Source organism: Streptomyces sp. NPDC050732, assembly GCF_040654255.1.
Classification (GTDB): domain Bacteria; phylum Actinomycetota; class Actinomycetes; order Streptomycetales; family Streptomycetaceae; genus Streptomyces.
In genome coordinates this window covers 212,561-234,539 of sequence record NZ_JBFAHP010000005.1, presented here as the reverse complement: position 1 = coordinate 234,539, position 21,979 = coordinate 212,561, and the positions used below count along the sequence as shown (strand labels likewise).

The 21,979-nt window shown below is 70.4% G+C and carries 16 protein-coding genes; 10 read left to right on the top strand and 6 right to left on the bottom strand.

Features of this window, described 5'->3' with window-relative positions:
* Nucleotides 1-11 precede the first annotated feature (11 nt).
* Nucleotides 12-4,940: a type I polyketide synthase gene (locus tag AB0H82_RS06935; protein WP_362989627.1), complete on the bottom strand. Its 4,929-nt coding sequence runs from the start codon at nucleotides 4,938-4,940 to the stop codon at nucleotides 12-14.
* Between the two features lie 281 nt (nucleotides 4,941-5,221).
* On the opposite strand from AB0H82_RS06935, the gene AB0H82_RS06930 reads away from it, so the two are divergent.
* A complete protein-coding gene (locus tag AB0H82_RS06930; RefSeq protein WP_362989625.1) occupies nucleotides 5,222-6,472 on the top strand; it encodes a cytochrome P450 in 1,251 nt (416 codons plus the stop codon).
* A gap of 85 nt (nucleotides 6,473-6,557) precedes the next feature.
* Here AB0H82_RS06930 and AB0H82_RS06925 read toward each other — a convergent pair whose 3' ends face one another.
* Both AB0H82_RS06925 and AB0H82_RS06920 read right to left on the bottom strand, forming a co-directional pair.
* The gene (locus AB0H82_RS06925) at nucleotides 6,558-7,364 is read right to left on the bottom strand and encodes an AfsR/SARP family transcriptional regulator (RefSeq protein WP_362989623.1); all 807 of its coding nucleotides are present in this window, start codon (nucleotides 7,362-7,364) and stop codon (nucleotides 6,558-6,560) included.
* Nucleotides 7,361-8,140 (bottom strand): alpha/beta fold hydrolase, encoded by a 780-nt coding sequence (locus AB0H82_RS06920; protein WP_362989621.1) that lies wholly within the window; start codon nucleotides 8,138-8,140, stop codon nucleotides 7,361-7,363. The genes AB0H82_RS06925 and AB0H82_RS06920 overlap by 4 nt, the downstream gene beginning before the upstream one ends.
* A gap of 669 nt (nucleotides 8,141-8,809) precedes the next feature.
* On the opposite strand from AB0H82_RS06920, the gene AB0H82_RS06915 reads away from it, so the two are divergent.
* Nucleotides 8,810-10,183 (top strand): phenylacetate--CoA ligase family protein, encoded by a 1,374-nt coding sequence (locus AB0H82_RS06915; protein ID WP_362989619.1) that lies wholly within the window; start codon nucleotides 8,810-8,812, stop codon nucleotides 10,181-10,183.
* 23 nt (nucleotides 10,184-10,206) lie between these two features.
* Here AB0H82_RS06915 and AB0H82_RS06910 read toward each other — a convergent pair whose 3' ends face one another.
* Nucleotides 10,207-11,199 (bottom strand): alpha/beta fold hydrolase, encoded by a 993-nt coding sequence (locus AB0H82_RS06910; RefSeq protein WP_362989617.1) that lies wholly within the window; start codon nucleotides 11,197-11,199, stop codon nucleotides 10,207-10,209.
* Between the two features lie 271 nt (nucleotides 11,200-11,470).
* Here AB0H82_RS06910 and AB0H82_RS06905 point away from each other — a divergent pair, with 271 nt between their 5' ends.
* The gene (locus AB0H82_RS06905) at nucleotides 11,471-11,692 is read left to right on the top strand and encodes a hypothetical protein (RefSeq protein ID WP_362989615.1); all 222 of its coding nucleotides are present in this window, start codon (nucleotides 11,471-11,473) and stop codon (nucleotides 11,690-11,692) included.
* Between the two features lie 13 nt (nucleotides 11,693-11,705).
* On the opposite strand, the gene AB0H82_RS06900 is transcribed toward AB0H82_RS06905, so the two are convergent.
* Together AB0H82_RS06900 and AB0H82_RS06895 are read right to left on the bottom strand one after the other, a co-directional pair.
* Nucleotides 11,706-12,632 carry a cation diffusion facilitator family transporter gene (locus AB0H82_RS06900; RefSeq protein WP_362989613.1) on the bottom strand — a complete coding sequence of 309 codons (927 nt, stop codon included), beginning with the start codon at nucleotides 12,630-12,632 and terminating at the stop codon, nucleotides 11,706-11,708.
* 288 nt (nucleotides 12,633-12,920) lie between these two features.
* Nucleotides 12,921-14,018 carry a mechanosensitive ion channel family protein gene (locus AB0H82_RS06895; RefSeq protein WP_362989612.1) on the bottom strand — a complete coding sequence of 366 codons (1,098 nt, stop codon included), beginning with the start codon at nucleotides 14,016-14,018 and terminating at the stop codon, nucleotides 12,921-12,923.
* Nucleotides 14,019-14,345: 327 nt separating this feature from the next.
* Between AB0H82_RS06895 and AB0H82_RS06890 the strand changes: the two genes are divergently transcribed.
* The 7 genes from AB0H82_RS06890 (at nucleotide 14,346) to AB0H82_RS06860 (ending at nucleotide 21,972) form a co-directional block, all read left to right on the top strand.
* Nucleotides 14,346-15,437, top strand: coding sequence for an amidinotransferase (locus tag AB0H82_RS06890; protein WP_362989610.1), 1,092 nt, complete (start codon nucleotides 14,346-14,348; stop codon nucleotides 15,435-15,437).
* 159 nt (nucleotides 15,438-15,596) lie between these two features.
* Nucleotides 15,597-16,730, top strand: a complete 1,134-nt coding sequence (locus AB0H82_RS06885) for an ROK family transcriptional regulator (protein WP_362989608.1) — start codon at nucleotides 15,597-15,599, stop codon at nucleotides 16,728-16,730.
* Nucleotides 16,731-16,797: 67 nt separating this feature from the next.
* On the top strand, nucleotides 16,798-18,054 hold the full coding sequence (locus tag AB0H82_RS06880; protein WP_362989606.1) for a sugar ABC transporter substrate-binding protein: 1,257 nt from the start codon (nucleotides 16,798-16,800) through the stop codon (nucleotides 18,052-18,054).
* On the top strand, nucleotides 18,051-18,998 hold the full coding sequence (locus AB0H82_RS06875; RefSeq protein WP_362989604.1) for a sugar ABC transporter permease: 948 nt from the start codon (nucleotides 18,051-18,053) through the stop codon (nucleotides 18,996-18,998). Before AB0H82_RS06880 ends, AB0H82_RS06875 begins: the two co-directional genes overlap by 4 nt.
* Nucleotides 18,991-19,827 carry a carbohydrate ABC transporter permease gene (locus tag AB0H82_RS06870; protein ID WP_362989602.1) on the top strand — a complete coding sequence of 279 codons (837 nt, stop codon included), beginning with the start codon at nucleotides 18,991-18,993 and terminating at the stop codon, nucleotides 19,825-19,827. Before AB0H82_RS06875 ends, AB0H82_RS06870 begins: the two co-directional genes overlap by 8 nt.
* 73 nt (nucleotides 19,828-19,900) lie before the next feature.
* Nucleotides 19,901-20,953, top strand: coding sequence for a Gfo/Idh/MocA family oxidoreductase (locus AB0H82_RS06865; protein ID WP_362989600.1), 1,053 nt, complete (start codon nucleotides 19,901-19,903; stop codon nucleotides 20,951-20,953).
* The gene (locus tag AB0H82_RS06860) at nucleotides 20,950-21,972 is read left to right on the top strand and encodes a Gfo/Idh/MocA family oxidoreductase (RefSeq protein WP_362989598.1); all 1,023 of its coding nucleotides are present in this window, start codon (nucleotides 20,950-20,952) and stop codon (nucleotides 21,970-21,972) included. The genes AB0H82_RS06865 and AB0H82_RS06860 overlap by 4 nt, the downstream gene beginning before the upstream one ends.
* The last annotated feature ends 7 nt before the right edge of the window (nucleotides 21,973-21,979 follow it).

Sequence of the window (21,979 nt, the reverse complement as noted above, 5' to 3'; positions counted from 1 at the left end):
GGGCCGGCTGCTCAGGACTTCCCGAACTCGCTGGAGATGAGGTCGAAGATGTCGTCCGCGCTCGCCGCCTTCAGATCGGCATGCGCCGACTCGGCGCCTTCCGGCCCGTCCTGCGCCGGACTCCACTTCGAGACCAGCACCTGCAGCCGGCCCACGATGCGGCGCCGGGCCGCCTCGTCCACCTCGGCCGCGCCGAACGTCGTGTCCCACTTGTCGAGCGCCGCGAGCACGTCGCCCTCGCCGGTGGCCCCGGCGTCGTCGCCGAGCTGCCCGCGCAGGTGTGTCGCGAGCGCCTCGGAGGTGGGATGGTCGAAGATCACGGTGGCGGGGAGCGAGAGCCCGGTCGTGGTGTTGAGCTGGTTGCGCAGCTGGACCGCGGTGAGCGAGTCGAAGCCCAGCTCCTGGAACGGCTTCGCCGCGGGAATGTCCTCCACCGTGCGGCCGAGCGTCGCGGCCGCGTACGTCCGGACGTGCTGGACCAGGAAGCCGAGCCGCTGCGACGCGGGCGTCTTCGCCAGTTCCTCGCGGAACGCGCTCGTCTCGGCGGCGGACCCCGGCTGCTCGGCCTCCCGCTGGTTCTCCGGAAGGTCGTCGAGGAACGGACTGGGCCGCTGCGCGGTGAACGTCGGCGTGAACGTGGCCCAGTCGAAGTTCGCCACGGTCAGCGTGGCGTCCCCCGCCTCGACCGCCTGGTGCAGCGCCTTGACGCACAGGTCCGGGGCGATCGGGAGCAGACCGAAGCGCTTGAAGTACGTCAGTGACTCCGGGTCGGCGGACATGCCGGCCTCGGCCCAGGGCCCCCAGGCGACGGAGGTGGCGGGCAGGCCCTGGGAGCGGCGGTGTTCGGCGAGGGCGTCGAGGAAGTGGTTGGCCGCGCCGTAGGCGCCCTGCTGGCCGCTGCCCCACACGCCGGCGCCGGACGAGAACATCACGAACGCCGAGAGGTCCAGGTCCCGCGTCAACGCGTGCAGCTTCCAGGCCGCGTCGGACTTCGACCCCAGCACTTCACCGAGGCGCGCGGTCGTGAGATCACCGATCGCGGTCAGATCGGTCATGCCCGCCGCGTGGATGACGGCTGTGAGGGGATGCTCGGTCGGTATTCCGTCGATGAGGCCGCTCAGCTGTCGGGGGTCGCTGACGTCGCAGGCGGTGAGGGTGACGGCGGTGCCGAGCCGGTCTAGCTCGGCGGCGAGTTCCCTGGCGCCGGGCGCGTCGGGGCCGCGACGGCTGGTGAGGTGCAGGTGGGGGGCGCCCTGCCGGGCGAGCCAACGGGCGAGGACGGCACCGATGCCGCCGGTACCGCCGGTGATCAGGGTGGTGCCTCGGGGCCGCCAGGACCAGGTGCCTTCAGGGTGCACGGGGATCCGGGTGCTGCCGACGGCGTGGGTGAGGCGCCGCGTGTGGATTCCGGTGGGGCGGACGGCGGTCTGGTCCTCTTCCTGGGGGAGGAGAGCGGCGGCGAGGCGGGGGAGGGTGTGGCGGTCGATACGCGCGGGGAGGTCGATGAGTCCGGCCCAGAGGCGCGGGTGTTCGAGGGCGGCGACGCGGCCGAGTCCCCAGACGTGGGCCTGGAGGGGGTGGGCGAGCGGGTCGGTGGCGCCCGTGGACACGGCACCCTGCGTGACGGTGTGCAGGGGTGCGGTCGTGCCGTTGTCGCCGAGTGCCTGGACGAGAGCGGTCGTCGCGGCGAGCCCGGCGGGCACGGCCGGGTGCTCGGGGTGCGGCTCCTCGTCCAACGCCAGCAGATTGACGATCCCGGCGAGACCGGCCGTGTCCACGGCGGCCAGCTCCTCGCGGTCCGCCCGGCCGGTCGCGACCGGATGCAGCCGGACGGCGGCCGCCCCATGCTCGCGCAACGCCTCGGCCGTGGCTCGTACGGCGGGGTGCTCCGCCTCGCAGGCAGGGACGAACAACAGCCAGTCGCCGCCCAGTTCCGGCGCGGGCCCGTCCGACCGGTGCTTCCACGTGACGCGGTACCGCCAGGAGTCGATGGTCGCCTGCTCCCGATGCCGGCGACGCCAGCCCTTGAGCACCGGCAGCGCGGGCTCCAGCGCCCGGACCGCCTCCTCACTGCCCTCCTCCGACCCCAACGTCTCGGCCAGCAGCCCGAGATCGAGCTCGTCGACGGCCTGCCACAGCTGGCTCTCGGCCGCACCCAGCTCACCACTGACGCCGCCCGGGGCGGACACGGAACGTTCGAGCCAGTAGTGCTGGTGCTGGAAGGCGTAAGTGGGCAGGTCGACGGTGCGGGGAATGGGGTCGGTCGGGAACCAGCGCCGCCAGTCGACGTCCGCGCCCGCGGCGAAAGCCTGGGCGGCGGCGCGGGTCAGCTGGGTGGTGTCGCCGTGATCGCGGCGAAGGGTGGGGACCACGGTGGCGGAGATGTCCGCCTGCTCGATGGTCTCCTCCATGCCCAGACCCAGCACCGGGTGGGCGCTGGCCTCGATGAACAGACGGTAGCCATCGGCCAGCAGCGCCTCGATGGTGTCGGCGAAACGGACCTGCTGGCGGAGGTTGGTGACCCAGTAGGCGGTGTCGAGGGCGGTGGTGTCCGTCAGGCGTTCTGCGGTGACGGTGGAGTAGAAGGCGACGTCGGTGGTCGTCGGCTGGATGTCGGCGAGCCGGTCGGTGAGGAGATCGTGGAGCTGGTCGATCTGCGGGCCGTGGGAGGCATACCCGACATCGATGACGCGGGCGCGCAGCCCCCGCGCCTCCGCATCGGCGACCACGGCCGCCACATGCTCCGGCGGCCCCGAAATCACCGTGGACGACGGTCCGTTGACGGCCGCGACGACCACCCCCGGCCGCTCGTCGCCGATGAGTTCAGCGGCCAGCTCGGCCCCGGCGCTGAGGGACGCCATATCGCCGTGCCCCTGCAGCTGACGGAGCGCGTCACTGCGTACCGCCACGATCCGCGCCGCATCCTCCAACGACAACGCACCCGCGACACACGCGGCAGCCATCTCCCCCTGCGAATGCCCGACCACGGCGGCCGGAGTGATGCCGTAATCCGCCCACACGGCGGCGAGCGAGACCATCACCGCCCACAGCACCGGCTGCACAACCTCAACCCGGGAGAGCTCCGCCCCGTCCCCGCGCAACACATCCGTCAGCGACCAGTCCACATACGCCGACAGCGCGCGCTCACACTCGCCGATCCGCGCCGCGAACACCGCCGACTCGTCCAGCAGTTGGGCACCCATGCCCACCCACTGCGACCCCTGCCCCGGAAACACCAACACCGGCCCAGGACCCACACCCCCCGCCGCCCCGGCCACCACACCCGCCGAAGCCTCACCCGCAGCCAACGCCCCCAGACCAGCAGTCAGCGCATCCCGGTCCCGGCCCACCACCACAGCCCGGTGCTCGAACACCGACCGGGTCGTGGTCAGCGACCAGCCCACCTCGGCCGTCGACACACCCGCGTCCCCGCCGACGAACTCGCCCAGCCGCCGCGCCTGTTCACGCAGTGCGTCCGGCGTCCGCCCGGACACCACCCAGGGCACCACCCCACCCGACTCCGTGACCACGGGGTCGGGCACGGTGTCCTCGGGAGGCGCCTCCTCCAGGATCAGATGCGCGTTCGTCCCCGAGAAGCCGAACGAGGACACCCCCGCCCGGCGCGGGCGCTCGCCGCGGGGCCACTTCACCGGGTCGGTGAGCAGGCGCAGCCCGCTGCCTTCCCACTCCACGTGGGGTGAGGGGGCGTCGACGTGCAGGATCGGGGGCAAGAGGTCGTTCCGCAGGGCAAGGATCATCTTGATGACACCGGCCACGCCCGCGGCGATCTGGGTGTGGCCGATGTTGGACTTCACCGCTCCGACCCACAGCGGCCGGTCCGCCGGCCGTTCCTGGCCGTAGGCGGAGATGAGAGCCCCGGCCTCGATGGGGTCGCCGAGCGTGGTGCCGGTGCCGTGCGCCTCCACGGCGTCGATGTCCTCGGGGGTGAGGCGGGCGTTGGCGAGGGCGGCGCGGATGACGCGTTCCTGGGCGGGGCCGTTGGGGGCGGTCAGGCCGTTGCTCGCGCCGTCCTGGTTGACGGCCGAGCCGCGGATCACCGCGAGAATCCTGTGGCCGTTGCGGCGTGCGTCGGAGAGACGCTCCAGGAGCACCACCCCCGTGCCCTCCGCCATGCCCATGCCGTCGCTGCTCGCCGAGAACGGCTTGCACCGTCCGTCGGGTGCCAGGCCGCGCAGTTCGCTGAAGCCGATCAGCGGGGCGGGCGACGACATCACGTACGTGCCGCCCGCAAGGGCCAGCGAGCACTCCTGGGTGCGCAGGGCCTGGGTGGCGAGGTGGAGGGAGACCAGCGACGACGAGCACGCCGTGTCGACCGTCACCGCGGGGCCTTCGAGGCCCAGGGTGTAGGCGACGCGGCCGGAGGTGACGCTGCCGGAGTTGCCGATGGTGAAGTATCCGGCGGTGCCCTCGGGGACCTCCGACGCACCGAGCGCGTAGTCGAGTCCGTCGCAGCCGATGAACGTGCTGGTGTCGCTGGAGCGGAGGCTGAGCGGGTCGATGCCGGCGCGTTCGATCGCCTCCCACGCCGTTTCCAGGGCGAGCCGCTGCTGCGGCGCCATGGCCGCGGCCTCGGTGGGTCCGATGCCGAAGAAGGTGGGGTCGAAGTCACCGGCGTCGTAGACGAAGCCGCCTTCGCGGACGTAACTGGTGCCGGTGCTCTCGGGGTCCGGGTCGTAGAGGGAGTCGAGGTCCCAGTTGCGGTTGCCGGGCAGGGGCGCGACGGCGTCGCCGCCCCTGGAGATCAGCTCCCAGAACTCTTCGGGAGACCGGACTCCGCCCGGCAGCCGGCAGGCCATGCCGATGACCGCGACGGGTTCGTGGCCCGCCGACTCGACGTCCTGCAGCCGGCGTTCCGTCTGACGCAGGTCCGCGGTGACACGCTTGAGGTATTCAAGAAGTTTCTCTTCGGTGTGCGCCATCCCGGTGACAACCGCCCCTCTCCGCGAGAACAGACCGCAGACTCGTCGACGGCGCTAAAGCCCTCCTAATACTCGGCTGTGCACGGCTCATCGCCGGGGCGTCCGCACTGGTCGGAAGCACGGGCGAAGGCAGCAGGGGCTTTCTTAGGAGCGCTTAAGCGGGGCCTGCCAGGGTGTGCCGGTGTCAGGCCGTCACGCCCTGATCAGCGGCGTCGCCCGTGCCGTGCCCGTGCGGCCGGTGGGCCTGACCGTCGGGTCCGGACAACGCGAAGCGAGGCATCGTGCCCATCACGGATAGCAAGCCGGCCGCCACATTCCCCGATCTGGTCGACCCGTCGTTCTGGGCGCGGCCGCACGACGAACGCGTGGCGTTGTTCGAGGAGATGCGGGCCCTGCCGCAGCCGGCGTTCATCCGGCAGAACATGCCCGGCGTGCCCTGGACGTTCGGCTATCACGCGCTGGTCAAGTACGCGGACATCGTGGAGGTGAGCCGCCGGCCGCAGGACTTCTCCTCGAACGGCGCGACCACGATCATCGGCCTGCCGCCCGAACTGGACGAGTACTACGGCTCGATGATCAACATGGACAACCCGGAGCACTCGCGGCTGCGGCGCATCGTCTCGCGTTCCTTCGGCCGCAACATGATCCCCGAGTTCGAGGCCGTGGCGACCCGCACCGCCCGCCGCATCATCGACGAGCTCGTCGCGCGGGGGCCGGGTGACTTCATCAGGCCCGTCGCCGCGGAGATGCCCATCGCCGTGCTCAGCGACATGATGGGCATCCCGGCGGAGGACCACGACTTCCTCTTCGACCGGTCCAACACGATCGTGGGCCCCCTCGACCCGGACTACGTGCCCGACCGGGCCGACTCCGAGCGCGCGGTGATCGAGGCGTCCCGCGAACTCGGCGACTACATCGCGGGTCTCCGTGCGGAACGGCTCGCCGCCCCCGGCAACGACCTCATCACGAAGCTGGTCAAAGTCCAGGCGGACGGCGAGCAGTTGACGCGGCAGGAACTCGTCTCGTTCTTCATCCTGCTCGTCATCGCCGGGATGGAGACCACCCGCAACGCCATCTCGCACGCCCTGGTACTGCTGACCGAGCACCCCGAGCAGAAGGAGCTGCTGCTCTCGGACTTCGACACGCACGCGCCGAACGCGGTCGAGGAGATCCTCAGGGTCTCCACGCCCATCAACTGGATGCGCCGCGTCGCCACCCGCGACTGCGACATGAACGGGCACCGGTTCCGCAGGGGCGACCGAATCTTCCTGTTCTACTGGTCGGGCAACCGTGACGAGGCGGTCTTCCCGGACCCGTACCGGTTCGACATCACGCGCGGGACGAACGCGCACGTCACGTTCGGCGCGGTGGGCCCGCACGTCTGTCTCGGGGCCCACCTCGCCCGAATGGAGATCACCGTCCTGTACCGGGAGCTGCTCGCGGCGCTGCCCCAGATCCATGCCGTGGGGCAGCCCCGCAGGCTGGACTCCAGCTTCATCGAAGGAATCAAGCACTTGCACTGCGCCTTCTGACTCCTCGTCCCGCACACATACGCTTCCCTCTGCGCACGTGCGCCGCACGACGATGCTCCAGTCGGCGACTCAGCGACTCAGCGACTCAGCGACCTGACATGGCGAGGGGCGACGGCGGGGACATCAGGTGCATGTCACCCGCGAGTATGGCCCGCTGCAGCTCCTGGAGCGGGCGCCCGGGTTCGAGTCCCAGCTCGTCGTTGAGCGTCTTGCGCACCGACTGGTACACCTTCAGCGCGTCCGCCTGCCGCTCGGAGCGGTAGAGCGCCAGCATCAGCTGGCGGTAGAACGCCTCGCACATCGGGTTCTCCGCGGTGAGGGCGTACAGCATGCCCACGGCCTCGCGGTGCCGCCCGAGCTGGAGCTGGCACTCGACGAGCATCTCCTGGCACTCCAGGCGGATCTCGGTCAGCCAGGTCGAGAAGCCGTCGATGATCGGACCGTTGGCGCCCGGCCCGTTCCCGCCCTGCCCGAGGATCGGGCCGCGCCACAGCGCGAGCGCCTGCCCGAAACAGGAGGCCGCCTCGTCGAAGCGCTTCTGCCTGAGCAACGACCGCCCCACGTCGACCAGTTCGGGGAAGATCTGGGCATCGATCTGGTCGTCGTCCCTCTTGTGCAGGACATACCCCGGCGCCCGGGTCTCGACGGGGTTGCCCGCCGACCCCGGCACCTTCAGGAACTTGCGGAGCTGGGAGATGTACACGTGCAGTCCCGCGGTGGCGCGCCGCGGCAGGTCCTCGCCCCAGATCTCCCGCATCAGCTGCTCCAGCGAGACCAGCCGGTCGGCGCGGATGAGGAGCACGGTGAGGACGATCTCCACCTTCTGCGCGTTGATGGTGGCGTAGTCGTCTCCGTCCTTGATGCGGAGCGGGCCCAGCATTTCGTATCTCACCGAGCGTTCCCCCTTGCTGTCGCACGCTGCCGTGAATTGTCCGCCAGTGCCTTGGAGATGACGTCCGTGACGCCCTGCTGATGCGTGTTCAGATAGAAGTGGCCCCCGGCGAAGACCTTGAGGTCGAAGGGCCCTTCCGTGTGCTGCTCCCAGGCTTCGACGTCATCCAGCGGCGCCTGCGGGTCCCGGTCGCCCACCAGGGCGGTAATGGGGCAGGACAGCGGGGGCGACGGGTTCCACCGGTACAGCTCGACCGCCCGGTAGTCGTTGCGGACCACCGGGAGGATCTCCGCCAGCAGTTCCTCGTCGTCCAGGAACCGGGGATCCGTGCCCCCGGCCCGGCGCAGTTCGGCGGCCAGCTCGGTGTCGTCGAGGAGGTGTACGGTGCCGCGCCGGAACCGGGACGGTGCGCGGCGTCCCGAGACGAACAGCCGGCAGGGCTCCTTGCCCGTACGGTCACGGAGCCGCTGCGCGACTTCGAGGGCGAGGACGGCGCCCATGCTGTGGCCGAAGAACGCCGACGGACGGTCGTCGAACGGGCCGAGCGCGTCGGTGATGAGGTCGGCGAGCCGGGGGATGTCGTCCAGGAGCCGCTCTCTGCGGCGGTCCTGTCGCCCGGGGTACTGCACCGCGAGGACCTCGGTGTCGGCCGGGAGAGCGGGGGATTGCGCGAGGGGATGGTAGTAGGAGGCCGAGCCGCCCGCGTGGGGGAAGCAGACCAGCCGGACGTCGGCTTCCGGCCGGGGCCGGAAGCGACGTATCCAAGGGTCCGACATATCGGGTGGGGGGAAGGCAGACAAGATCTTTCCCTTCGCCAGGAACGCTGACAACGGTGTCGTCACATCTCATAGCCGCTCCTGATCATGCGCAGCTCAAAGTTTAAACGGCAACGTCGCTAACACGGGAACGGGGCGGAATAAGACATTCCTCATCGTTTATCGAGCGATTCTTACGTGATCAAAACCAGGGAGGCAAGATGGGGTAAATTTCAATATGAATGCTTAACACGGCGTACTGTGTGCGGTGTGCAGCCAGGGGAGCAGTCGACCGCCCTGCCAGCCGTGATGGCCTGACGAGGCCTCCGGGGGCCGCCGTCCGCCCGCTGCCGCAGAGGTTTTTGCGGGATTATTACGTTGCTCTGGTTTGCTCCGCCGTCCCGGCCGTTGGCCTGCGCTGTGTCTCGTCCTTATGTAAGGGACGGTAAAAAATCCCCTTTCCCCTCTCGGGCGCCGGTCGAGTGGGCCTCGACCCCGATTGTGGCTTGTTGTTTTCTTGTGGCGCCGCGTGTGAAACGGCGGCGGCTGGCCACTCGCTCTGCAGGCTCCGGAGACGGGGTTGTCACCTTTTGGGGTGACTGTGCCTCGTTCAAGGTGTCCTGTTCCATGGCGCATCCGCGATCGTCGTGCCATGGGTGAAGTGCGGAGCCACCGAAGGAGCACAGAACGATGAGCGAGAGCATGGCGTGGCTGACGCGGGACGTCCGCAAGGCCCGCAAGCAGGGCGCCGCCGAGACCGCGCGGCGCCGAGCCGGCCGACTGGCGGACCTGGTCGCCCACGCCCGCTCGGCGTCGCCGTACTACCGGGAGCTCTACCGCGGCCTGCCCGAGCGGATCGAGGACCCGGCGCTGCTGCCGGTCACGGACAAGAAGCAGCTGATGGACCGCTTCGACGACTGGGCGACGGACCGTGACATCACCTTGGAGAAGGTCCGCGCGTTCACCGACGACCCCGACCTGATCGGCCGGCGCTTCCTCGGCCGCTATCTGGTGGCCACCACGTCCGGCACCAGCGGCAGGCGCGGCCTGTTCGTCCTCGACGACCGGTACATGAACGTGTCGTCCGCCGTGACCTCCCGGGCGCTCGCCTCCTGGCTCGGCCCCCTCGGCATCGCCCGGGCCGTCGTCCACGGCGGCCGCTTCGCCCAACTCGTCGCCACCGAGGGGCACTACGTCGGCTTCGCCGGATACTCCCGCCTGCTCCAGGAGGGCGGGGCACGCAGCAAGCTGATCCGGGCCTTCTCCGTGCACGAGCCGATGTCACGCCTCGTCGCCGAACTGAACGAGTACCGCCCGTCGTTCCTCATCGGATACACCAGCACGATCATGCTGCTCACCGCGGAACAGGAAGCGGGCCGCCTGCACATCGACCCGGTGCTGGTCGAGCCCGCGGGCGAGACGATGACCGAGAGCGACACCGACCGCATCGCGGCGGCCTTCGGCGCCAAGGTGCGCACGATGTACAGCGCGACCGAGTGCACCTACCTCAGCCACGGCTGCGCCGAGGGCTGGTACCACGTCAACGACGACTGGGCCGTGCTCGAACCGGTCGACGCCGACCACCGGCCCACCCCGCCGGGAGAGTTCTCGCACACCGTCCTGATCACCAACCTCGCCAACCGCGTACAGCCGTTCCTCCGCTACGACCTGGGGGACAGCGTCATGCTCCGGCCCGACCCCTGCCCCTGCGGCACCTCCTCGCCCGCGATCCGCGTCCAGGGCAGGTCGGGCGACATCCTCACCTTCCCCACCGGCCGGGGCGACGACGTCAGCCTCGCCCCGCTCGCCTTCAGCAGCCTCTTCGACCGCATGCCAGGAGTCGAGCTCTTCCAGATCGAGCAGACCGCGCCGTCGACCCTGCGCGTCCGCGTGGTCGGATCTCCCGGCGCCGACGCGGACCACGTGTGGCAGCGGGCCCACGACGGCCTGACCCGCCTCCTCGCCGACAACAAACTCGACAACGTAACCGTCGAACGGGGCGAGGAGCCGCCGCGGCAGACGTCCGGCGGGAAGTACCGGACGATCATCCCGCTGGAGGACTGAGCCGGCCCGCCGTGCGGACCGGACTACTGCGCGTAGGCCCGCAGCGGCGGCTCCTCCTTGACCCACGGCTGGCTGTGGATCAGCAGCTCGACCGGGGAGTTCAGCAGGCCGGGCAGGGCGTTGACCGCCTCCTCGCTGTTGAGCGGCATCACCGGCTCGGCGCAGTGCGCGCGGTCGATGCGGCTCGTGTCGGCCGGGCCGGGGTGCTCGACCGCGTCGGCGACCAGGTCGTAGCTGACCTGGTCGACGACCATGGCGATGTGGGTGGGCCACGGCCGCCCGGGGCAGATGTCCTGGACGCCGACACGGTGGGTGCCCGGCAGCGACGGGGCCTGTCCGTCGGCCACCACCGACTCGTCGGCGTACGAGTAGATCGTGGTGTACGACGGTCCCGCGGGCATGGGCGTGCCGTCGGCGCCGAGCGCCTTCGACCAGTTCGAGTCGCGGGCGAACTGCAGGACCGAGGCCGGGCAGCCCGCGACCTCGGCGATCGGACGGCAGGGGGAGGCGAGCCGCGTCCCCTGGAACGGGGAGCCCAAGGTCACCATGTCGTCGACCTTCCCCGGCAGGTCCGGCCAGAAGCGCAGGGCCCACGCCGTGAGGAGCCCGCCCTGGCTGTGCCCGACGAGATCGACCTTACGGCCGGTGGCCTCCTGGATCGCGCGCGTCGCGTACACCACGTACTCGACGGACTCCTGCATGTCACGGAGCCCGCGGCCGGGGGAGTCCACCCAGCAGGACTCGTAGCCCTTCTTCTTCAGCTCGGCCATGTAGTTCCAGGCGTAGTTCTCCTCGCCCTTGAGGCCGGTCCCGGGCACGAAGAGGACGGTCGGCCTGTCACCTGCCTCGCGCAGGTCCTCCAGCGGCGTCCCGCAGTGCAGGGCCTCGGCGAGCTCGGCCGCCGGTATCTCCAACGGCGGAGAGGAGTCGTCCGCCGCGCGGGCGACGGACACCGGCAGCACGGTGGCCGCCAGCGCGGCCGCCACGAGTCCGCCGAACCATGAGGACAAGCGCACAGTGACCTCCACAGGAACCTTCACGAGTAAGCGGTGACTCCCTCCAGAGGGAGCTCTGCAGCGAGCTCCTCATCGTGAGCCGCCGTCACACCAGACGTCAACAGCCCCACGCGTGAGGGAAGTTGGGATGCGGCACGTCCGCATTCACCGTGACGTCGGCCTGCGCCTGGACGGCGTGGTTGGACATCCGGGGAGGCGTCTGGCATGGTCGCCCGTCCGTCCCCCTCCAGGAGCGGAGGGCCCCGGGCCCGAAAGGAGAGCCACGATCACGATGATCGAAGTCAGCACGCGCAGCATGAAGGAAGCCGCTGCCGCCGAGCAGCTCCGCGCGGAGACCACGACACTGGACATTCCAAAGGGTTTCGACCTGTGGACGGCCGAGGAGATCGCGGAGTGGCTCGACGGCGTCGAGGACGACCCCGGAGTCTCCGACGCCGACTTCTACACGGCCCAGCAGGCGGTGCGGCGGGTCCTCGGCACCGACGACGCCTGACCCGCCGCCGGCGCTACGTGTGCAGCGCCCCGTCCTCCTCCACATGCCCCTCCGGCTCCAGCTGGATCGTCGAGTGGGCCACGTCGAAGTGGCCCCCGACACACCGCTGCAGACGCCCCAGGAGCTCCCCGTACCCGCTCGCCAGAGCCGCCTCCGTGACCACCACGTGCGCGGTCAGCACCGGCATCCCCGAGGTGACCGTCCAGCCGTGCAGATCGTGCACGGCGACCACGCCCCGCTCCGCCATCAGGTGCCGGCGGACCTCGCCGAGGTCGACGTCCTGCGGGGTCGCCTCCAGCAGGACGTGCACCGAGTCCCGCAGCAGGCCGTACGCGCGAGGCACGATCAGCAGGCCGATGACGATCGACGCGACGGGGTCGGCGGCCTGCCACCCCGTGAGCAGGATGACCAGGCCGCCCACGATCACCGCGACCGAGCCGAGCGCGTCCCCCAGCACCTCCAGATACGCGCCCCGCAGGTTGAGGCTCTTCTCCTTGGCGTCCCGCAGCAGCCACAGGCCCACCAGGTTGGCGGCGAGCCCGCCCAGCGCGACCACGAACATCAGGCCGCCCTTGACCTCCACCGGCTCGCTGAACCGGCCGATCGCCGACCACAGGACCCAGGCGAAGATGGCGACCAGGAGCAGCGCGTTCAGGACCGCGGAGAAGATCTCCACCCGGTAGAACCCGAAGGTGCGCCGCGGCGTCGGCGCCCGCTGGGCGAGGGTGATGGCGCCGAGGGCCAGCGAGACGCCGACCGCGTCGGTCAGGCTGTGGGCGGCGTCGGCGAGCAGCGCGAGGCTGCCGGACAGGAGCGCGCCGACCACCTGGATGACGGTGATCGAGCCGCTGATGCCGATGGTCCACAGCAGGCGGCCGCGGTACGTCCCGCTGAGAGTGCCGCCCGCCGCCCCGGCGGACGGGCCGTGGTCGTGCCCCATGCCCGCGAGTGGACCACGCGCTCCACGGCGCCGCCACCGAGCGGTCGGCCACCCGGCCCAGCCCGGCGGGGGCTCAGAGCCTGTCTTTGAACCCCCGCCTGCGCCCCGACGCCCGGCACGCACCCTCGCCGCACGGCGCCCCAGGACAGGTGGCTCCGCCACATGACCTGGGACACCGCACGCGATCGCACGCTTCCCCAAGCTCTCGGCTCCGCTTGAGCAGGGGAGGCCCCAATCCGCCGCTGCGCCCGCGCTCCGCGCGAACGACGGGGGTTCAAAGACAGGCTCTCAGTGGAGCTGCGAGGAGACCGACGTGTCGCGGTCGCGCTGGTGCGGGATGCCGAGCGGCGGCGGCAGCTCGCCCTGCTGCACCCTGACCGTGCGCACGGGGGCGGGCACCCGGATGCCCTCGGCGCGGTAACGCTGGTGCAGGCGCTTGATGAACTCGTGCTTGATGCGGTACTGGTCGCTGAACTCGCCGACGCCGAGGATCACCGTGAAGCTGATCCGCGAGTCGCCGAAAGTGTGGAAGCGGATCGCCGCCTCGTGGTCGGGGACCGCGCCGGTGATGTCGGCCATCACCTCGTCCACCACCTCGGTCGTGACCTTCTCGACCTGCTCCAGGTCGCTGTCGTAGCTGACCCCGACCTGCACCATGATCGACAGCTCCTGCTCGGGGCGGCTGTAGTTGGTCATGTTGGTGCCGGCGAGCTTCGCGTTGGGGATGATGACCAGGTTGTTGGAGAGCTGGCGGACCGTGGTGTTGCGCCAGTTGATGTCGACGACGTATCCCTCCTCCCCGCTGCTGAGCTGGATGTAGTCGCCGGGCTGCACGGTCTTCGCGGCGAGGATGTGGACGCCCGCGAAGAGGTTGGCGAGCGTGTCCTGCAGCGCGAGGGCGACCGCGAGACCTCCCACGCCGAGCGCGGTGAGCAGCGGCGCGATGGAGATGCCGAGGGTCTGCAGGACGATGAGGAAGCCCATCGCGAGGACCACGACACGCGTGATGTTCACGAAGATGGTGGCCGACCCGGCCACGCCGGAGCGCGACTGCGCCAGGGCCTTGACCAGACCGGTGACGATCCGGGCCGCCGTGAGCGTGGCGGCGAAGATGAGCAGCGCGGTCAGCGTCATCGTGACGTTGCGTCCGGTGCGCGGTGTGAGCGGCAGCGCGCCCGCCGCGGCGGCGAGCCCGGCGGTGATGGCCGCGCACGGCACGAGGGTGCGCAGGGCGTCGACGATGACGTCGTCACCGCTCCACCTGGTCCTGCTCGCCCGCTCGCCGAGCCACCTCAGGAGCGCGCGGAGCAGCAGCCCGGCGACGACGCCGGCGACGACCGCGATCCCGGCCGCGATCCAGTCGTGCAGTGTGAGGGCACGGGTCATCAGTTCGCTCCCGTCGTACGGGGGGAGTGCGCCTGCGCGGGGCGTATGTGATGTGTCGTCACCTTGTGATACCTGCTCGATTCCGGGGAGTGCGGTCACGCCGGGACGAGAGCTCGGTTCCGGCGCGGACGTCATCCTGCCCCATCCGCACACGGCAGGCGTGCATACCCCCACCTGGATCTTCACAGAGCGGCCACGTCTGTCCATGCGCCGATGGGCGCGCTGTCCGTGGTAAAGCATTGAGTCAGCCGATTTGGCCACCCGGGATTCAGCGGACCGGTCGAGCCGGTCGATCCACGCGAGCGGAGGCGGTTGAGCATGGCGTCCATGGGCAGACCCGGAATTTCTCCCGTCAATTCGCACAATGAGTGGGACCCGCTGGAGGAGGTCATCGTCGGCCGTCTGGAGGGCTCGACCATTCCCTCCAGCCATCCGGTCGTGACGTGCAACATCCCGCCCTGGGCGGCACGGCTGCAGGGCCTAGCCGCCGGATTCGAATATCCGCAGCGGCTGATCGAGCCGGCGCAGCAGGAACTCGACCAGTTCATCGCTCTCCTGGAATCCCTCGACGTCACGGTGAAACGCCCGGAGGCCGTCGACCACAAACACCGCTTCGGCACCCCCGACTGGCAGTCGCGCGGTTTCTGCAATTCCTGTCCGCGGGACAGCATGCTCGTCGTCGGCGACGAGATCATCGAGACCCCGATGGCATGGCCGTGCCGGTACTTCGAGACGCACTCGTACCGCGAACTCCTCAAGGACTACTTCCGGCGCGGCGCGCGCTGGACGGCGGCGCCGAAACCCCAACTCACCGAGGCGCTCTACGAGAAGGACTTCCGCCCGCCCGAGGAGGGCGAGCCGATGCGCTACATCCTCACGGAGTTCGAGCCGGTATTCGACGCGGCGGATTTCGTGCGGGCGGGCCGGGACCTGTTCGTGACGCGGAGCAATGTCACGAACCTGCTCGGCATCGAATGGCTGCGCCGCCACCTCGGGCCGGAGTACCGCGTCCACGAGATCGAGAGCCGCTGCCGCGTGCCCATGCACATCGACACCACGTTCGTCCTCCTCGCGCCCGGCAAGGTCCTCGTCAATCCCGAGTACGTCGACGTCGACCGCCTGCCCGACGTGCTGGACTCGTGGGACGTCCTGATCGCACCGGAGCCCGACCCCATCGACGAGCGGCTGCTCAAGATGACCTCGATGTGCGGCAAGTGGCTCAGCATGAACGTGCTGATGATCGACGAGAAACGGGTCATCGCGGAGCGGCACCACACCGGAATGCTGCGCGCCCTCGAAAAGTGGGGGTTCGAGCCGATCCCGTGCGACCTGCTCCACTACGCGCCGTTCGGCGGGGCGTTCCACTGCGCGACGCTCGACGTCCGGCGCCGCGGCACCCTCGAAACGTACTTCGACTGACCGACCGGGCGTCCGAGCGCCTGCTCTGCCGACCGACCGTCGCCGGAGGGGTTCCCCGACCGCGACAGTTCTGCAAGTCTCCTCCTTAATTCCGCGGGCCGGTGGACGTCGCAGCCCGTCAAGTGGGCTGCCGCCGCGCGGATACGGGGTGAAGCACTGATGCGGAACGCGGCTCGTGGGCACGACCTGGTAGCGCTGCGGCGGCTCAACACCACCGTCGTGCTGCGCGCCCTGCACCACCGCAGCCCGCGGACCCTCGCCGAGCTCGCCGCGAGCACCGGCCTCTCCCGTCCCACCGTGGAAGCCGCCGTCGAAGAGCTGTCCGAGCGCGGCCTCGTCGGCGAGTCCACCGTGGAGTCGGCCGAGCGCACGCCGGGCAGGCCCGCGCGCCGCTTCCGCTTCCGCACCGAGGCCGGCTGCGTGCTCGGTGCGGACATAGGCCTGCACAAGATGGTGCTGCTCCTCGCCGACCTCGGCGGCACCGTGCTGGCCGCCCACCGCCGCGACATCGACCCGCGGCTCGGCGGCGGCGCCCGCCTCGACCTGCTGCGGCACGGCACGGAGGCCTTCCTCGACGCCCACGCCCCGCGCCGCGCCGCCGTGCTCGCCCGCTGCGTGGGCGTACCCGGAGTGGTGGACACGGGCGGGATCCTGAACTCCGTGGTGGTGCCCGAGTGGTCCGGCGTCGACATGGGGCGGCTCCTCCAGGACGGCCGACCGGGCCACACCCTCGTCGAGAACGACGTGAACCTCGCGGTGCTCGCCGAGCGCTGGCAGGGCGCCGCCACCCTCGCGGGCGACGTCGTCTGCGTACTCACCGGGCACCGCGTCTCGTGCAGCCTCACCATCGGCGGCCGGCTGCACCGGGGCAGGCGCGGCGGCGCGGGCGAACTCGGCATGCTGCCGCTGCTCGGCATGAGCACCGCCCAGGAGGCCCTGAAGTGGCCGGGCGCGCGGCGGGCCGGCGAGTCCGAGGTGGCCGCACTCGCCCGCGCCGCGGACACCGCGGACCCGCGCGCCCTCGCCGCCGTCGCGGACTTCGCCGACCGCATCGCCCCGGGCATCGCCGCCCTCGCCCTCGCCGTCGACCCGGAACTGATCGTGCTGACCGGCGGGGCGACACCCGTCGGCCGCCACCTCGTGCCGCTGCTCGAAGAGCGGCTGCGCCCCATGACCCTGCACGTCCCGCGCATCGCGCTGAGCTCGCTCGGCGACCGGGGCGTGGCCATCGGCGCCGTGCGAAAGGCGCTCGACCTGGTGGAGGAGGACCTGCTCGCGGACAAGGCGCCGTAGCGGCGGGCCCGCCACGCGCGGGCCGGCCGTGGGGCGTCCGACGACTCATCGGGAGGCGAAGGCGCACATGCGCAGAAGGACTCTGCTCGGCGGGGCGTTGGCGGCCCCCTTGCTCGCCGCCTGCTCCGGGGGGAGCGACGGCACGGACAGCGGTGGCAGGACGACGCTCTCGTACGGGATGTGGGATCCGGCGCAGGCGCCGGGCATGGAGAAGATCATCGCCGCGTTCGAGAAGCGCAACCCGCGGATATCCGTGCGGATCCAGCTGACGCCCTGGGCGAGCTACTGGACCACTCTCAAGACGTCCATGCGCGGCGGCACCGCCCCCGACGTCTTCTGGATGAACGCCGTCAACTTCCAGCTGTACGCGTCCAACGGGGTCCTCGAACCGCTCTCCGGGCACATCAAGGCCGACTCCACCCCCGTGGACCGCCACCCGGAGGCCCTGGTGAAGCTCTACTCCTACCAGGGCACGCAGTACGGCCTGCCCAAGGACTTCGACACCATCGGCCTCTGGTACAACAAACAGCTGTTCGACAAGGCGGGCATCAAGTACCCGGACGAGAGCTGGACCTGGGACGACGTGCGCGACGCCGCGGCCGAACTCACCGATCCCCACAAGGGAGTGCACGGCTTCGCCGCCGAGATGCACCGACAGATCAAGATCTACCCCGCGGTTGTCGGCGCCGACGGCTTCATCCTGCGGGACGGCCGCTCCGGCTTCGGCGACGACCGCTCCATCGAGGGCCTGCGCTTCCTCACCGACATGATCGACCGGGGCTGGTCACCGCCGCAGAGCGCCATGACCGAGTCCGTCGGGCGCGTGCGCTACTGGTCGGAGAAGGTCGCCATGAACTACGACCTCTCCGCGATGTCCGGGCAGATGTATGCCGTACCCGCCCTCAAGGACCACGGCGGCATCGCCGTCCTGCCCAAGGGCCGCCGCAGGGCCACCATCATCCACGGCCTGGCGAACGTCATCTCCGCCAAGAGCGACAAGAAGGCGGCCGCCTGGAAATTCGTGCACTTCATGGCGGGGCGCGAAGCCGCCGAGATCCAGGCCGAGGCGGGCGTCACCATCTCCTCGTACGAGGGCACCCAGGACGCCTGGCTCAAGTCGATGCCGGAATTCGACCTCAAGCACTTCATCGAGATGCAGAAGTACGCGGTGCCCTATCCGAGCTCCGAGAACACCGCCGTCTGGGAGAACCTCCAATACCCGCTGCTCGGCGCCGCTTTCAGCGGCAAAGGCGGCATCGAGAGCGCTGCTCGCACCCTCGGCGAGCAGATGGACCGGGCCCTGAAGGAGGAACGCGCCTCATGAGTGTCTTTCCCGCCACGGCGGCCGCGAAGTCGGCCGGACGCGACCGGGCGTCCGCGCCCGGCGCCCCATCCGGGTCCCGCAACCAGCGGTCCGCCTACTGGTACATCGCGCCGCTCGGCATCGGCTTCGCCGTCTTCTACTTCTGGCCGCTCCTCCAGACCTTCTACTACAGCTTCACCGAATTCGGCGCGTTCGGCGGCCACACCTTCATCGGCACCGACAATTACGTACGCGTCATCAAGGACGTCACCGTCTGGCAGGCGCTCGGCAACACCCTGATCTACAGCGTCATCGGGCTGATGGCGCTGCCGGTCGCCATCGTCGTCGCATCCCTCCTGAACCGGCGCGGACTGCGCGGCGTCGCCCTCTACCGCGCCCTGTACTTCGTACCGTTCGTGACCCTGCCCGTCGCCGTCGGCCTCGTCTGGAACTGGCTCTACAACGGCGACTTCGGCCTCATCAACGAAGTCCTGAGCCGGTTCGGCCTCGACGGCCGCTACTGGGTGTCCGACCCCTCCACCGCTGTCTACGCGATCGGCGCGGTGATCGTCTGGTCGACCACCGGCTACTACCTGGTCATCTTCATGGCGGGCATCAAGGGAATCCCCCGCGACTACTACGAAGCCGCGGAAATCGACGGGGCCGGACCGCTGCGCCGGTTCTTCACCATCACGCTCCCGCTGCTCAGCCCGACCATCTTCTTCGCCTCCGTCATCTGCATGATCAATTCCCTGCAGACCTTCGACCTGATCTACATCATGATGGGCGAGTCGAATCCCGCGATCGGCGATACGCAGTCGATCGTCGGCCTCTTCTACAAATGGGCCTTCGTCGAGAACGCCCAGGGCGCCGCCGCCGCGCTCGCCTTCCTGCTGATGCTGGTCATCGCGGCCCTGACGTATCTCCAGTTCCGGATCCAGAAGAGGTGGGTGCACTATGCCTGAGCCCCGAAGGCGCATCGACACCGGCTCCGTCGCCACCCACGCCGCGCTCTCCCTCGGCGCACTGGTCATGGTCTTCCCGTTCCTGTGGCAACTGCTCACCGCGCTCAAGACCCTCGCGGAGACCTCACGTGTGCCGCCCACCTTCCTGCCCGACAACTGGAACCGGGCGAGCTTCGAAGAGGTCTTCACCGCGCTGCCGTTCCGCGAAATGCTCACCAACAGCCTGCTCAACACCGTCGGGCGCACCCTCGGCCAGCTCGTGTTCTGCTCGCTCGCCGCCTACGCGTTCGCGCGCATGCAATTCCGCGGCCGCAACGTCCTGTTCGCGCTCTTCCTGTCCGTCCTGATGGTCCCGAGCTCGCTGCTCGTCCTGCCGCAGTACGACATCATCCAGTCGCTCGGCCTGCTCAACACCGCGCCCGCGCTCTTCCTGCCCGGCATGTTCAGCGCGTTCGGCACCTTCATGCTCCGCCAGTTCTTCCTGACGCTCCCCAAGGAGCTGGAGGAGGCCGCCCGCATCGACGGCGCGGGGTCCTTCCGCATCTTCTGGTCGATCATGCTGCCGCTGATCCGGCCCGCGCTCGCCGCGCTCGCCGTCATCACCGCCATGTGGTCCTGGAACGACCTGCTGTGGCCCCTGATCGTCAACACCGACCCGGAGAAGATGCCGATCAGCGCCGGCCTCACCTCCCTGGAGGGTCAGTTCGAGACCAACTACCCGGTCATGATGGCCGGTTCGCTCATCGCGAGCCTGCCGATGCTGCTCGTCTACGTCTTCCTCCAACGGCACTTCGTCCAGAGCGTCGCCCTCTCCGGCTCCAAGAACTGACCGGGTCCGGCCCCCGTCACCCACCCCCCCCACGGAAAGGCAGCCCCTCCCTATGCCACCGCTTCACATAGGCATGCCACCGCTTCACATAGGCCTGCTCGGCGCGGGCGGCATCGCGCGCGCCCACCTGCCCGGCTGGCTGGCCCTCGGCGCCCGGGTGAGCGTGTACACCGTCGACGGCTCCGCGGAGAAACTCGCGTCGGAGTACGCCGGGCGCGGCCACGCCGTCCGGGCGGTCGATAGCCTGGACGCGCTCCTCGCGGACGCGGACGCCGTCGACGTCTGCACCCCCACCCCCACCCACAAGGAACTCGTCCTCGCGGCCGTCGCCGCGCGGCGGCACGTCGTCTGCGAGAAGCCGCTCGCCCTCACCGCCCGCGACGCCGAGGAGCTCGCCGCGGCGGCGGCCACGGCGGGCGTACGGCTGCACCCCGCCCATGTGGTCCGCTACTTCCCGGCGTACGCCGCCCTGCGCCGGGCCGTCGTCCGCGGCGACCTCGGCGCCCTCGCCGTGCTGCGCTTCACGCGCGGCGGGGCCAGGCCCCAGTGGGCGCCGTGGTTCGGCGACCCGGCCCAGTCGGGCGGGGTCATCATGGACCTGATGGTGCACGACATCGACATCGCGCGCTGGCTCGCGGGCGACGTGGTCCGCGTCCACGCCCGGACCCGCGGCGTCGAGCACGCCACCGGCGCCCCGCCCGAAGTCGTCACCGCGACCGCCGTCCTCACCCACGCGTCGGGCGCCGTCAGCCACATCAGCGGGCTGTGGGGCCTGCCCGACCAGCCGTTCCGCACCACGTTCCGGGTCGCGGGCGCCGACGGCCTGCTGCACCACGACTCGACCGCCGTGCCCGGCTTCCGGATCACCGCACAAGGAGTGCGCGCCGTCAACGAGGGCATCCCGTCCAGCCCCATGACGGAGAGCCCCTTCCTCACCGAACTCCGCGAGTTCGCCGCGTCCTGGCACGACGGCGGGCCCGAACCGCGGGTGAGCACGCGCGACGGCGTCGAAGCGGTGCGGATAGCCGAGGCCGCGGCGGAATCCAGCCGCACCGGCGCGGTCGTCGAGCCGGTCCCGGTCACACCTCCCGAACTTTCCGGCCGGACCGAGGAGACAGTCCGATGAGGGTCGCCGTCCTGTCGTTCGCCCACGTCCACGCCGCGGGCTACCTGCGGCTCCTGGACCGCATGCCCGGCATCGAGGTCCTGGGCAGCGACCCGGACACGGACCTCGCGGCACCCGGCGAGGTGCGCGGCCGCGCGCTCGCCGACGGGCTCGGGGTCGCGTACGCGGACACGTACGAGGAAGCCTTCGCCCGGCGCCCCGACGCGGTGATCGTCTGCTCCGAGAACGCCCGGCACCGCCCGCTCGTGGAACGCGCCGCCGCGCACGGCGTGCCCGTCCTCTGCGAGAAGCCGCTGGCGGCCACGGTCGAGGACGGCGAAGCGATGGTCGCCGCCTGCCGCGCCGCGGGCGTACGGCTCGCGGTCGCATACCCCGTGCGGTTCAGTCCGGCCTACGCGGCCGTGAAGGCCACCGTCGCCGCGGGCGACGCCGGACGGGTCCTCGCGGTGTCCGGCGCGAACAACGGCGCCATGCCGACCCGCGACCGCCGCTGGTTCGCCGAGCCCGAACTCTCCGGCGGCGGCGCCCTCATGGACCACACCGTGCACATCGCCGACCTGCTCGACGACCTCTTCGGAGAGGCCAGGCCCGTCGAGGTGTACGCGCAGACCAACAACATCCTGTACGCCGACGAGGTCGCCGCCGAGACCAGCGGCCTGGTCAGCGTCACCTACTCCAACGGCGCCGTCGCCACCATCGACTGCAGCTGGTCCCACCCCAGGTCCCACCACTCGTGGGGCGGCCTCGAACTCACCGTCGTCGGCGAGCGCGCCACTCTGGAGATGGACGCCTTCGACCAGAAGGTGCACGGCTTCAGCGAACGCCTGCGACGCGGCACCGAAGTGCCGTTCGGCGTCAACCTGGACGAACTGATGCTGCGCGCCTTCCTCCACGGGCCAGGAGAGGGCGGCATGACGGTAGCGGACGGCGAGGGCGGCCTGCGCACGCTGCGCATCGTCGAGGCGGGCTACGCGTCGGCCCGCAGCGGAGTGCCGGTCACGCTGGGCCGGGACCAATAGACGCGGA